Genomic DNA, 12,961 nt, shown 5'->3' on the forward strand with positions numbered 1-12,961 from the left:
AGCCCCGCGCTCTGCGATAGCAAGCGCGCATGAGTCTCCTTCGGATAGAAAATCTCTCGTTCAGCATCGCGGGGCGCGCGCTGCTGGAGAATGCGGCGCTGACGATCGATCCGGGTCGCAAGATCGGGTTGATCGGGCGGAATGGCGCGGGCAAGTCGACGTTGCTGAAGCTGATCCTCGGCATTCACACGATGGATGGCGGGACGATCCGGCTCGCGAACCGGGCGCGGATGGGCTCGGTGGCGCAGGAGGCGCCGGCGGGGGATGTCACGCCGATCGAGGTGGTGCTGGCGGCCGATGCCGAGCGGTCGGCGCTGCTGGCGGAGGCGGAGCATGCCGCACCGGAGCGGCTGGGCGAGATCCACGACCGGTTGATCACGATCGATGCGGATAGCGCGGCCGCGCGGGCGGGGGCGATTCTGGCGGGGCTGGGGTTCGACGATCGGGCGCAGAACCAGCCGATGTCGAGCTTTTCCGGCGGATGGCGGATGCGGGTGGCGCTGGCGGCGGCGTTGTTCGCGGCACCTGATCTGTTGCTGCTCGACGAGCCGACCAATCATCTGGATCTCGAAGCGACGTTGTGGCTGGAGACCTGGCTGGCGCGGTTCGGCGGGGCGGTGCTGATGGTCTCGCATGACCGGGATTTACTGGATCGGGCGGTGGACAGTATCGCGCATCTCGATCGGGGGAAGATCACGCTGACGCCGGGCGGGTTTGCCGAGTTCGTGCGGATCAGGACCGAGCGCGCGGAGCAGCAGAACCGGGCGGCGGCGAAGATCGCCGAGCAGCGGGCGCATATGCAGAGCTATGTCGACCGGTTCCGGGCGAAGGCGAGCAAGGCGCGGCAGGCGCAGTCGCGGTTGAAGGCGCTGGCGAAGATGCCGATGATCGATACCATCGTGGAAGACAGCCCGACGCGGTTCAATTTTCCCGAGCCGAAGGAACTCTCGCCGCCGCTATTGTCGCTGGATCGGGTCTCGCTCGGATATGGCGAGCGGGTGGTGCTGTCCGGCGTGTCGCTGCGGATCGACATGGAGGACCGGATCGCGCTGCTGGGGGCGAACGGCAATGGCAAGTCCACGCTGGCGAAGGCGCTGGCGGGGCGGCTGGAGCCGATGAGCGGCAGCAGTTTTCGCACGCGGGGGATCACCGTGGGGTATTTCGCGCAGCATCAGGAGGATGACCTGCATCTTGACGATACCCCGCTGCTGCATCTGGCGCGGGTGTTGCCGAATGCGACGCCGACCCAGGTGCGGGCGCAGGCGGCACGGTTCGGGCTGGATGCGGCGCGGGTGGAAACCAAAGTGGGGCAGCTTTCGGGCGGCGAGAAGGCGCGGCTGCTGCTGGCGCTGGCGACGCGGGATGCGCCGCAGGTGTTGATCCTCGACGAGCCGACCAATCATCTGGATATCGATGCGCGCGAGGCGCTGGTGCGGGCGCTGACCGATTTTCCCGGCGCGGTTATTCTGGTGACGCATGATACGCATCTGATCGATCTGGTCGCGGACCGGCTGATGCTGGTCTCGGGCGGGAAGGTTGAGGCTTACGACGATGATCTGGACGCGTATCGGCGGTTGATCACGCAGAAGACGGCGGGGGGTGGCGAGCGGAAATCTGCCCCGCAGACCCGGGAGGATCGCCGCGCACGGGCTGAGGCGCGCGAGGCGACCGCGCCGTTGCGCAAACGGGGGCGCGACGCCGAGAAGGCGATCAAGGCGCTGGAGGCGGAAAAACGGCAGCTTGAGGCCAAGCTCGCGGATGCGGCTTTCTATGCGCGGGCGAAATCCGAGGAGATCACCGCGATTCAGTTGCGGCTCGGGGTGATCGGGGCGGAGATCGAGGCGGCGGAAGGGGTGTGGCTGGAGGTCGAGGCGGCGCTGGAGGCGGCGGGGTAGCGCTCAGGCGGGGATTGCGGCTTCGATATCCGTTCGGGCGAAGTCCGAGCCGACGAACAGCAGCGGGCAGTGGCGTGATTGGGCGAGTTCGTAGGCGAAGCAATCGCCGAAATTGAGGCCGGCGGGATGGATGCCTTTTCCCCATCGGCCGTAGGCGGATGCGACGCGCTGGGCCGCAGCCAGTGTAACCGGGACGATGATGAAGCCGAATTCGTCGATCAGGCGGGTCATTTCGGCGCCGCACTGGCGGCGTTCCGCGACGATCAGCGCTTCGGCGACGGTGCCCGCTGAAATTGCGATATCCGTTTCGGTGCGGAGTGCGGCGATGCAGGCTGAGGACAACGGTTCGTCCTGGATGATGGCCATCAGCGCCGAGGTATCGACGACGATCAGGCGGGCATTCCGTCGTCACCGTAAAGGAAATCCTGGCTGCGAGCGGCGCCCTGCTCCTGCCTCGCGCGGCTGGAAGCGGATCGGCGGAGGGAGTCGAGGAGTTCGGTACGGAACTCGGCGCTGGGGGAGGATTTGACCGCGACGAGCCGCACGGCGTCATGACCATGCCGGGTCAGGACGATATCGGCTCCTGCTTCGGCCTGGCGGACCAGAGCGGTCAGACGTTTTTTGGCGTCGGAGACCGAGATTTTCATGACGAGAAAATGGTCCATTTGATGGACCATGTCAAATGGCAGGGTAGCGGGCGCGCGGCTGGGGGCCGCGCGCCGTGGGGATCAGAACAACACGCCGCCTTCGAGCAGGAAGTCGGCCTGGTTGCGGCTGCCGCCGTCATTGCCGTAGCCGCGGCTGCCGTTATTGCTGAATTTGGTGAGGTGCATCAGGCCGATATCGCCCCGGACGAACAGGTTCTTGCTCTGCCAGGTGGGCGAGACCGAGACGCCGATACCCTGGGCGCCGGGGTTGATGAACCAGTAATCCGGGCCGTTGGAGCTGAAATATTCACCCCAGGCCCCGATCGAATAAGGGGTTTTGGCGAATGAATAGTCGGCGAACAGGGCCGCACCGAAATTGCTGGAGAATTTGTCGAGGCCGAGTTTATGGTCAACCTTGGCGTAGACGTACTGGACTTCGGGGACGAGGTTCAGATTGCCCATCGTGTAGCTGTAATAGGCGCCGAACATGGTGGAATTGACGTAGTTGGGGCCATAATTGGCGACGAAGGACTGGCTGTAAGGTGTCGCGGCATTGCCGTAGATATTGGCATTCAGCCCGGTGCGGCCGAGATTGGTCGCGGCGAAGACGCTGAGGACGTTGTTGCTGTTGAACGTGTAGGTGCCGAGGGCCTGGAGGAAGTTGAACACGCCGGTGTCGAATCCGTCGCCGAAGGTGACGGTGCCGGAGATCGGGCCATCGGTGTAGGTGGCGCTGATGCCGCGGCTCTGCGAGTTCTCGACATAGAAGATGTCGGTGGTGAGCATGTTGGAATTGTTCCAGTCGATGCCCGATTCATAGCCTTCGAGCGAGCCGATCTGGCCGATCGAGATCGAGAACGCCGACGAGGGCGCGAGGGTGAGGTAGCCGGCGTAGAGCGGCCCGGTCGAGAAGGTCTGGACCGAGGGTTTCGAGGGGGCATAGCCCAGCACGAGCGAATTGTTGGCACCGACCTCGATGGTGAACTGGAGCAGCCCGGTCGTTTTCTGGACCTGGACGAAGCCGTTCATGAACTGGGCGCCGGTCGCCTTGTCGGTGCCGAGCAGGCCGGGGTTGGTGGAATTGCCGGTGCCGGAGAGGCCGTAGAAATAGCCATCGGCGCCGCCGGTCAGGGCGAGGGTGCCGAGGGGGCCGCCGTCGATGTTGATCGCGGTCGGGCCGTTGAAGGCTTGCGCCGATTGCAGCGCGAGAAGGGAAACAGCGGCACCGAGGCCGAGGGCGAGGAGGGTTGCGGTCTTTGACTTTCGCGTCCCAGAGGTGATTTTAGCCTGCATAATAGCTCCTGTTTGATATTTTGTTCTGCGTCATGCCCGAAATTTCATCATTTTGTGACCAAATCGTCGGGGCGTGTCGCAGTCATCCGACAGGTGAGCAAACTATATGCCATTCAGGGCATGTGCACGTGCAACATGACGCGATCGGCGCGATTGCCGGGAACTGTTGCAGTTCTGCTACAAATTGGTGCCCGGCAGGGCGGCGGGGGCGAAGAAGGCTTCGACCGCCGCGACGGTGTCGGCGAGGCCGATCCGCTGGACGATGACATCGGGTGGAAAAGCGGTTTCGAGCCGCGAGGGGAAGGCGCGGTCGAGCAAAACGAAGACGCCGCGATCGCTGGCGCGGCGGATCAGCCGGCCGAATCCCTGGCGGAGCCGGAGGCGGACGATGGCGTCGTCATAGGCTTTGGGGTCGCCGTCCGCGAGATGGGTGCGGCGGATGCGGTGCAGGATGTCGGGCCGGGGCCAGGGGGTGCGCTCGAACACCACGAGGCGCAGCGCGTTGCCCGGCACATCGACGCCGTCGCGCATCGCATCGGTACCGAGCAGGCAGGCATTGTGTTCGGCGCGAAAGATGTCGACCAGGGTTGCGTTGTTCATCGCATCGACGTGCTGGGCGTAGAGCGGGATGTTGGCGGCGGCGAGGGCGGGGGCGATGCGCGATTGCACCGCGCGCAGGCGCGAGATCGCGGTGAACAGGCCGAGCGCGCCGCCGCCCGCGGCGAGGAACAGGGCGCGGAAGGCGCTCGCCAGACCATCCATGCTGTCGCGCGGGGAATCGCGCACGACGAAAATGCGGGTCTGGGCGGGGTAGTCGAACGGCGAGGCGAACCCGGCGCGGATCGAGGGGCGCGGCAGATGGATCGCGCCGCTCCGGCTTTCGGCACCGCGCCAGCCGGATTCGGGGTCGTTCGCGGTGGCGTTGTCGCGCAGGGTGGCCGAGGTGATCAGCAGGCCGTGCGCAGGGGCGGCGACGGTTTCGGCGAAGGCTTCGGTGGGGTCGAGCAGGTGGGAGAGCAGGGCAGCGTCGCGCCCGAGGCGGATGAACAGGACATGGCGGGGCCGGCCGCCGGGTTCGGGGGCGGCGGCGCTGACCGCGCCGAGCATGCGCCGCCATGCGGCGAGATTGTCGAGCGCGCGGCGGCGCAGGCTGCGGGCCATGGCTTCGATGCGCTGGCGGTCGCGCTCCTCGATGGTGGCGGCGTCGTCGTCGAGCCGGGCGAGCAGGCGGTCGCGGATCGATCTGAGCGGGGTTTCGAGGCGGGCGAGACCGCGTTCGAGCGCGGCGGCGGCCTCCGCGAGGCTGGGATCGACCGGGTGGAGATCGACCTCGATATCGAGGGCGGACTCCCGCTCGGTGGGTTTGGCGCGCGCGCGGGCCTGGGTGGCGAGGGCGGCGAGGAAGGCTTCGGCGGGGCCGGTGCCGATACTGTCGAGTTCGGGACCGGCGGCGGCGAGGCGGGCGAAGAAGGCCGAGCCGGGCAGGATGCGCGCGGCGATCAGGGCGGCGTCGAGCGGGGCGACGAGGGTTTCATCGGCGTCGATCAGGTCGGCGATACGCGGTGCGATGCCGCGCGCGCGGGAGCGGCCGGGGGCGGTATCCTTCGACGGCGGTTCCGCAGGTGTGCGATGCCGCGCGCGCGGGAGCGGCCGCCTTCGGCACCGAGCAGCCAGCGGCGGAGTTCGGCCATTTCGATGCCGGAGAGTTCGGCGGAAAAGGCCGAATCGGCGGCGTCGAACAGGTGATGGCCTTCGTCGAACACGTAGCGGGTGGGGACGCTGTTGTCGTCGAGCCCGCCCCAGACCGCCTGGGCCATGACCAGAGCGTGATTGGCGATCACGAGGTCGGCCCCGCGCGCGCGGCGGATGACGTGCTCGATGGTGCAGCGCTTCCAGTGCGGGCAGGCACCGTGGATGCATTCGCCCCGGCGGTCCGCGATTTGGGGCAGCAGGGTGTTGCCGAAGAGTTCGGGGAACCAGCCGGGCAGGTCGCCGCCCGCGATGTCGTGGTCGTTCGAGACCACGGCCCAGCGGGCGATCAGGCCGAGGGCGGTGAGGTTGCTGGCGACCGGGCTGGCGGCGGTGCTGTTGACCGCTTCCTCGTAGTTGAGGAGGCAGAGGTAGTTTTCGCGGCCCTTGCGCAGCACGACGCGGTTGCGGCGGCGGGCGGGGTCGGGTTCGAGGCGGGTGAGTTCCTGTTCGATCTGGCGCTGGAGGTGACGGGTGTAGGTGGAAATCCAGACCGCGCCCTGGTTGCGCTCGGCCCAGAGCGAGGCGGGGGCGAGATAGCCGAGGGTTTTACCCGTGCCGGTGCCGGCTTCGGCGAGGACGCAATGCGGTTCGCCTTCCTGCACGGCGGGGGCGAAGGCGGCGGTGGCGGCGGAGGCGTAGTCGGACTGCGCCGGGCGCGGTTCGGCGTGGGCGCCGAGCAGCTCGGCAAGCCGGGTGCGCGCGGCATCCGGCGGGACCGCGAAGGAGGAGGGTGGCGGGCGCGGGGCTTCGTCCTCCCATTCCGGGAGGATCGACCAGAGGCGGAGGGCGGCGCGATCGGGGCGGGCGGCAGGATCGCCGAGTGCCGCGGCGACCGCGCGGGCCCAGGGCCAGCCGGTCTGGCCCATGAGGGTGGCGAGGCCGGCGGCGTGGCGGTTGTGGCTCAGCATGCGGCCCTGCGTGAGCCGGGCGAGCAGGGCGGCGGCGTAGTCGGGCAGGGCGGCGGCGGCGGCTTCGATGGTGTCGGGCGGTTCGAAATCGAGGGCGCGGGCGAGAGCGGCGGGGGTGGGCGCGATCGGGTGCGCGGGCATGACGAAGGCGAAGAGTTCGAGCAGGTCGAGGGTGCGCAGAGTGGCACCGAGCCGCTTGAGCGTGGCGGGGGCGTGAATGACCAGCGGCGGCGGCAGATCGCGCAGGGCGGCGCGGGCGGCTTCGGTCGTGAGGGTGCGCAATTCGCCTTCGGGCGTGAGCAAAGCGGCGGTGCCGTGGGCCGTGACCAGAGCAGGGGCGGGCGTATCGGGCGGCTGCGATCGCGGCGGCGGGGTCATGCGGTGGTTGTAGCGGCGGCGGGGGCGAACACCAAGCGGGGCGCGGGTTACGCGAGCGCGGCGCGGAGGTGTTCGACGATGCGTTCGAACATCGGGGTGGTCAGGCGGCCGGTGTTGGTGTTGAGCCGGGAGACGTGGAAACTGTCGGTCAGGGTGACGCCACCGGGCAGGGTGGTGGTGGCGCCGTGGGCGAATTTGGCGTGGCTCTGTTTGAGGCCGAAGGCGCGCAGCGTGCCCTGATGCGCGATGCCGCCGAGGGCGAGGATGGCGCGGAGGTTGGGCATGGCCGCGATGTCGGTCGCGAGATAGGTATTGCAGGTGGCGATTTCGGCGGGGAGCGGCTTGTTTTCCGGCGGCACGCAGCGGACCGCGTTGATGATGCGGCAATCGTGCAGGGTGAGGCCGTCATTCGGGTCGGCGCGGTAGGTGCCGGAGGCGAAGCCGAATTTGATCAGGGTTTCGTAGAGCAGGGTGCCGGCGAAATCGCCGGTGAAGGGCCGACCGGTGCGGTTGGCGCCGCGCAGGCCGGGGGCGAGGCCGACGATCAGCAGGCGGGAGTCGGGTGCGCCGAAAGCCGGGACCGGCTGGTTGCGGAAATCGGGGAATTTGCGCCGGTTTTCGGCGCGAAAGCCAGCCAGACGCGGGCAGCGCGGGCAGTCGGGTGGTGGCGACGGCATTATGTGGCTTGCGGGATCAGTCGACTTCGACGTCGCTGCGGGGGGCACGTTGGCGGGGTTCGGTCTGTCGGCGGGTGAATTCGGCCGCGATGTCGGACAGTTCGGCGAAATGATCGGCCTGGCGGCGGAGTTCATCGGCGATCATCGGCGGGGAGGTTTTTATGGTGGAGACGACGGTGACGCGGACGCCGCGCCGCTGGACCGCCTCGACCAGGCGGCGGAAATCGGAATCGCCGGAGAACAGGATCGCATGGTCGATATGCGGGGCCATTTCCAGCATGTCGATCGCGAGTTCGATGTCCATGTTGCCCTTCACGCGGCGGCGGCCGGCACCGTCGGTGAATTCTTTGGCGGGCTTGGTCACCAGCGTGTAACCGTTATAGGCCAGCCAGTCTGTCAGCGGTTTGAGCGGTGAATATTCCTCGGTATCGAGCAACGCCGAGTAATAATAGGCGCGGATCAGGTTGACACCGCCGAAAAATTCGAGAAGCCGACGGTAATCGACGTCGAACCCCACGGCGCGGGAGGCGGCGTAGAGATTTGCGCCGTCGATGAACAGCGCGGTCTTTTCATGAGGACGTAAACGCATTTAATGACCTTTCGAATCGGCAGCGTCTCGAAATATTCAAGTTTGAATATAGACGTAATATGACGATGCTTAGGGTATTTTGAACAAAACGTATAGACAGGGCCGATGATATATATCGCTTTGGGGGCCAACCTCGCGGGGACGAAGGGAGAAACGCCGCCTGAGACATGCGAGACGGCGTTGGTCGAGTTGCGTGAACTGCAATTCATGAAATTCGTGGCGGTTTCACGCTGGTATCGATCGAGGCCGTTTCCGCGCGACGATCGCCAGCCGGATTACTGCAACGGGGTGGCCGCGTTCGAGGGCAGCCCGGACCCGGTGGCATTGATGGCGGCGTTGCACCGGATCGAGGATAAGCTTGGGCGGACCCGGAGCGTGCCGAACGCGGCGCGGACGCTGGATTTGGATATCATCGACCTCAATGGCATGGTGCGTGACGAAGGCTCGCCGGTGCTGCCGCATCCGCGCGCGCATCTGCGGGAGTTCGTGCTGAGACCGCTGCTCGACATCGCCCCCGACTGGCGCGATCCGGCAACAGGGACGCGGGGGACGACGCTGCTGGCGGCGTTGCCGCTGTATCCGGCGGGGCCGATTGTGGTTTGGTAGGTGCTTGCGCCAAGGCAAAAGAAAGGACTCTTCTTTTTTTGGTAAAAAAAGAAGCAAAAAAACTTCTGATTCCTGTGGTCCCAGTCGGTGAAACCGCCTCGGAACCAGATCAAAAAAGTTTTTTGCTTCTTTTTTCCAAAAAAGAAGCGCTTGCTCGCTTCCCCTTCCTTTCCCAACCGCCTCTGCGCAGGGGAATCGCACTTGAAATTTTCAGAATAAGGGGGGCTTGCGTGACTGAGCGGGAGCGATTCTACCGACGGCGTGTGAAACACTTCAGGGGAGGACACGTTGGAGGAATTTGCTGCGTGCTGGCAGGGTTTGGAAGATCCGCGGACCAGTAATGCCGCTTTGCACAACTTCCATGAGCTTTTGATGATAGCCTTGTGCACGGTTCTGTGCGGTGGCCAATGCGCTGTCGACATGGCGCTGTTTGCCCGCGCGAAAGAGTCGTTTCTGCGGGGGTTTCTGAAGCTTGAGAACGGACTACCCAGCCATGACACGTTCAGCCGGCTATTTCGTCAGATCGATCCGGAGCAGTTCAGCGCTGCGTTTCAGCGGTTCATGGCTCGATTTTCCAAGACGATCGAGGGTGTTGTGGCGATCGATGGGAAAGTCCTTCGTCGATCTTTCGATCATGCCCGCGGCAAATCGGCGTTGCATATGGTCAGCGCTTGGGGTTGCGAACAGCGTCTCGTGCTGGCGCAGATCGCCACAGACGTCAAATCCAATGAAATCACCGCAGTGCCGAAACTGTTGAAGTTGCTATCATTGAAAGGCACGATCGTGACAACCGATGCGTTGAACTGCCAGCGTGCGATCGCGCAACAAATCGTCGATCAAGGAGGTGATTACGTTCTCGCGCTGAAGGGGAACCAAGGCAACTTGCATGGTGATGTCTCCATGTTTCTCAACGGCGTGCCGTGCGACGAAACCAATACGACGCGCACAGTCGATGCTGATCATGGTCGTATCGAGACCCGCACCGCAACCGTTTCAGACGATATCGCCTGGTTGCAGGAGGGACACCGATGGCCGGGTCTTGCCGCCATCGGCAAAATTGTCCGTATGCGCGAAACCTCCACCAAAACCACGACTGAGACCGCCTACTACCTGCTCAGCACTGTGCTCTCCAGCGAACGCTTCAATGAGGTTGTCCGGTCACATTGGGGCATTGAAAACCGGCTCCATTGGAGGCTCGATGTCGTCATGAACGAGGATCAGGATCGAAGCAGATTGGGCAATAGCCCAAATAATCTCGCAGTCCTGCGACATATGGCCCTGAACGTCATGCAAAAAGAGAACGCCACCAGGGGCTCCCTGCGCGGCAAATTCAAACGGGCCGGATGGGATGATGCCTACCTCACCAGCCTCCTACAACTATTCTGAAGTGCGATTGCCCTGCGCCTCTGCGCGGTTCGGTTGCGCGGGGCGGGGGGGTCTGCTATTTCGTTGGGTTGATCGTTGAAAGCGCGCGCCTGTTGGCGTGCGGCGAAGGAGTTTTTCATGGCGCGCGTTACCGTTGAAGATTGCATCGAACAGATCCCGAACCGGTTTGAACTCGTTTTGCTGGCAGCACAGCGGGCGCGCAATCTTGCGCGCGGCGCGGCGATCACGATCGATCGGGACAACGACAAGAACCCGGTGGTGGCGCTGCGCGAGATTGCCGATGTCTCGGTCGATTTCAGCGGGTTGGAGCAGGATCTGATCAAGTCGCTCTCGCGGGTGCCCGATCCGGAACCGGTGGACGAGGAAGTGCAGGATCTGATCCCGACCGACCAGAACATCTTTGGTTTGCAGGATGTCTCCGCCGAGGAGGAGGCTGCGGCGCTGGCGGCGGAATCCGAAGAGATGACGTCGGAGGATATTGCGGCGGCGATCGAGGCGGAACTGGGCGGCGGACGCCCGCGCCGCTGATCAGAGCGCACGGACATGGCGGCGCAGCATGACGGGATGGGGATAAACCAGCCCGCCGCCGCGCCGGATGGCCTCGCGGGCGGGGCCTATCATGAGGCGCTGCTGCCGCTGCTCGGGCGGATCGGCGGGTATGATTCCAAGATCGATCCGGCGGTGATCGATGCGGCCTACGGTATCGCCGAGGCCGCGCATGCAGCGCAGAAGCGCGAAAACGGCGATCCCTACATCACCCACCCGCTGGCGGTGGCCGATATTCTGGCGGGGTACCGGCTGGATGGCGACAGTATCGTCACGGCGCTGCTGCACGATGTGATCGAGGATACCAAGGTCACGCTGCCGGCGCTGCAGTCGCGGTTCGGCGCGGAAGTGGCCGGGCTGGTCGATGGCGTGACCAAGCTGACCCGGCTGGAGCTGCAATCGGACCGGACCAAGCAGGCGGAGAATTTCCGCAAGCTTGTGCTGGCGATGAGCAAGGACATTCGTGTCCTGCTGGTGAAGCTGGCCGACCGGTTGCACAACATGCGCACGATCCATTTCATGCGCGAGCCGGAACGCCGGGCGCGGATCGCGCGCGAGACCATGGAGATCTATGCGCCGCTCGCCGAGCGGATCGGGATGGATCGGGTCAAGACCGAGTTGCAGAACCTGTCTTTCGCGGTGCTCGATCCCGAAGCCTATGATTCGATCCAGGCGCGGATGAATTTTCTGCGCGGCCAGGGTGCCGATGTCATCGACGAGGTGCGCGCCGAATTGTTGCGGATCTTCGCCGAGGCGGGGGTCGAGGTGGTTGAGATTTCCGGGCGGGAGAAGTCGATTTTCTCGATCTGGGAGAAAATGCAGCGGCGCAACGTGGCGTTCGAGCAGCTTTCCGACATCATGGCGTTCCGGATCATCGTGCCGACGCGCGAGCAGTGCTATGTGGCCCTCGGGGCGATCCACGCGGCGTTTCCGGTGATCGCCGGGCGGTTCAAGGATTATATCTCGACGCCCAAGGCCAACCACTACCAGTCGCTGCATACCGGCGTGACGCTGCGCCACCCGCGCAACCAGAAGATCGAGTTGCAGATTCGCACGCCGGAGATGCATGCGGTGGCGGAAAACGGGGTGGCGGCGCACTGGGTTTACAAGCAGGCGGATGCCTCGCCCGCCGATGTGAGGCAGTTCCGCTGGGTGCAGGATCTGCTGGAGATTCTGGAAAACTCGGCGGCACCCGACGAATTTCTCGAAAATACCAAGCTCGAACTCTACCAGGATCAGGTGTTCTGCTTCACCCCGAAGGGCCAGCTGATCCAGCTGCCGCGCGGGGCGACGGCGGTGGATTTTGCCTATGCGGTGCATTCCCAGGTGGGGGATACCTGCGTCGGTGCGCGGATCAACGGGCGGCTGATGCCGCTGCGCTACGAGTTGCAGAACGGCGATCAGGTCGAAATCCTGACCGCGCGCGGGGGCACGCCCTCGCCCTCGTGGGAGCGGTTCGTCGTCACCGGCAAGGCGCGGGCGCGAATCCGGCGGTTTCTGGCGAGTCAGGTGCGCGAGCAGAATCGCGATCAGGGCAAGGCCGCCCTCGCCAAGGCGTTCCGCCAGGACGGGGTCGATGGCTCCGAGAAGGTGCTCGAAGCGGCGCTGAAAACCTTGAAGCAGGCCTCGCTCGATGATCTGTACGTCGCGGTCGGGACCGGGAATCTCGGGCCGAAGGACGTGGTGCAGGCGGTTTATCCGGAATTGCGCGAGAGCCGCTCGCCCCGGATGATTCCGGGAATGCTCGCGCGGCCGCCGCGGACGCCCTCGCGCGGCAACGAACTGCCGTTGACCGGGCTGATTTCGGGGATGGAGGTCCATTACGCCGGATGCTGCCACCCGCTGCCGGGGGACAAGATCGTCGGCATCATCGCGACCGGCAAGGGCGTCACCATCCATACCCGCGACTGCATGACGCTGGAGACCTTCGCGACCACGCCGGAACGGTTCATCGATGTCGATTGGGATTACGCGCAACTCGGCCAGACCCGCGAAGGCGGCAAGGATGGCGCGGGACGCGACCGGCCCTTCACCGGGCGGATCTCGGTGATCGCCTCCAACGCCGGTAATACCCTCGCCAACCTCGCCAACGCGGTGGCCAAACAGGACGGGGCGATCGCGAATCTGAAAATCGTCCACCGCCAGCAGGATTTTTTCGAGTGCCTCATGGATGTCGAAGTGCGGGATCTGCGGCATCTGTCACAGGTAATCGCCGGGCTGCGGGCGGCGGGCGGGGTGGCGCAGGTGGATCGGGCGCGGACGTGAGGGGAGGAGCGAATCGGGA

The 12,961-nt window shown here is 65.1% G+C and carries 10 protein-coding genes and 1 pseudogene; 5 read left to right on the top strand and 6 right to left on the bottom strand.

The window, feature by feature from the left end; all coding sequences use genetic code 11:
- Window positions 1-29: 29 nt before the first annotated feature.
- The gene (locus SIL87_RS07195) at window positions 30-1,895 is read left to right on the top strand and encodes an ABC-F family ATP-binding cassette domain-containing protein (RefSeq protein ID WP_319613504.1); all 1,866 of its coding nucleotides are present in this window, start codon (window positions 30-32) and stop codon (window positions 1,893-1,895) included.
- A 3-nt stretch (window positions 1,896-1,898) separates the two neighbouring features.
- On the opposite strand, the gene SIL87_RS07200 is transcribed toward SIL87_RS07195, so the two are convergent.
- The 6 genes and pseudogenes from SIL87_RS07200 to SIL87_RS07225 form a co-directional block, all read right to left on the bottom strand.
- A complete protein-coding gene (locus tag SIL87_RS07200; protein ID WP_319615925.1) occupies window positions 1,899-2,288 on the bottom strand; it encodes a type II toxin-antitoxin system VapC family toxin in 390 nt (129 codons plus the stop codon).
- Window positions 2,285-2,560, bottom strand: a complete 276-nt coding sequence (locus SIL87_RS07205) for a type II toxin-antitoxin system Phd/YefM family antitoxin (RefSeq protein ID WP_319613505.1) — start codon at window positions 2,558-2,560, stop codon at window positions 2,285-2,287. Before SIL87_RS07205 ends, SIL87_RS07200 begins: the two co-directional genes overlap by 4 nt.
- Before the next feature lie 63 nt (window positions 2,561-2,623).
- Window positions 2,624-3,835 (bottom strand): outer membrane beta-barrel protein, encoded by a 1,212-nt coding sequence (locus tag SIL87_RS07210; RefSeq protein WP_319613506.1) that lies wholly within the window; start codon window positions 3,833-3,835, stop codon window positions 2,624-2,626.
- Window positions 3,836-4,012: 177 nt separating this feature from the next.
- Window positions 4,013-6,873, bottom strand: a pseudogene (locus SIL87_RS07215) (ATP-dependent DNA helicase).
- Between the two features lie 47 nt (window positions 6,874-6,920).
- A complete protein-coding gene (locus tag SIL87_RS07220) occupies window positions 6,921-7,550 on the bottom strand; it encodes a uracil-DNA glycosylase (protein WP_319613507.1) in 630 nt (209 codons plus the stop codon).
- A gap of 16 nt (window positions 7,551-7,566) precedes the next feature.
- Window positions 7,567-8,139, bottom strand: a complete 573-nt coding sequence (locus tag SIL87_RS07225; protein WP_319613508.1) for a LabA-like NYN domain-containing protein — start codon at window positions 8,137-8,139, stop codon at window positions 7,567-7,569.
- A 105-nt stretch (window positions 8,140-8,244) separates the two neighbouring features.
- Between SIL87_RS07225 and folK the strand changes: the two genes are divergently transcribed.
- From folK to SIL87_RS07245, 4 genes are all read left to right on the top strand, one after another.
- Window positions 8,245-8,745 carry a 2-amino-4-hydroxy-6-hydroxymethyldihydropteridine diphosphokinase gene (gene folK, locus SIL87_RS07230; protein ID WP_319613509.1) on the top strand — a complete coding sequence of 167 codons (501 nt, stop codon included), beginning with the start codon at window positions 8,245-8,247 and terminating at the stop codon, window positions 8,743-8,745.
- A gap of 288 nt (window positions 8,746-9,033) precedes the next feature.
- On the top strand, window positions 9,034-10,131 hold the full coding sequence (locus SIL87_RS07235) for an ISAs1 family transposase (protein ID WP_319612416.1): 1,098 nt from the start codon (window positions 9,034-9,036) through the stop codon (window positions 10,129-10,131).
- 117 nt (window positions 10,132-10,248) lie between these two features.
- Window positions 10,249-10,659 (top strand): DNA-directed RNA polymerase subunit omega, encoded by a 411-nt coding sequence (rpoZ, locus tag SIL87_RS07240; protein WP_319613510.1) that lies wholly within the window; start codon window positions 10,249-10,251, stop codon window positions 10,657-10,659.
- Between the two features lie 15 nt (window positions 10,660-10,674).
- Complete coding sequence (locus SIL87_RS07245; protein WP_405055217.1) at window positions 10,675-12,942, top strand: RelA/SpoT family protein; 2,268 nt, start codon at window positions 10,675-10,677, stop codon at window positions 12,940-12,942.
- Window positions 12,943-12,961 lie beyond the last annotated feature (19 nt).

Origin of the sequence: Acidiphilium acidophilum (assembly GCF_033842475.1) — a bacterium.
GTDB lineage: Bacteria > Pseudomonadota > Alphaproteobacteria > Acetobacterales > Acetobacteraceae > Acidiphilium > Acidiphilium acidophilum.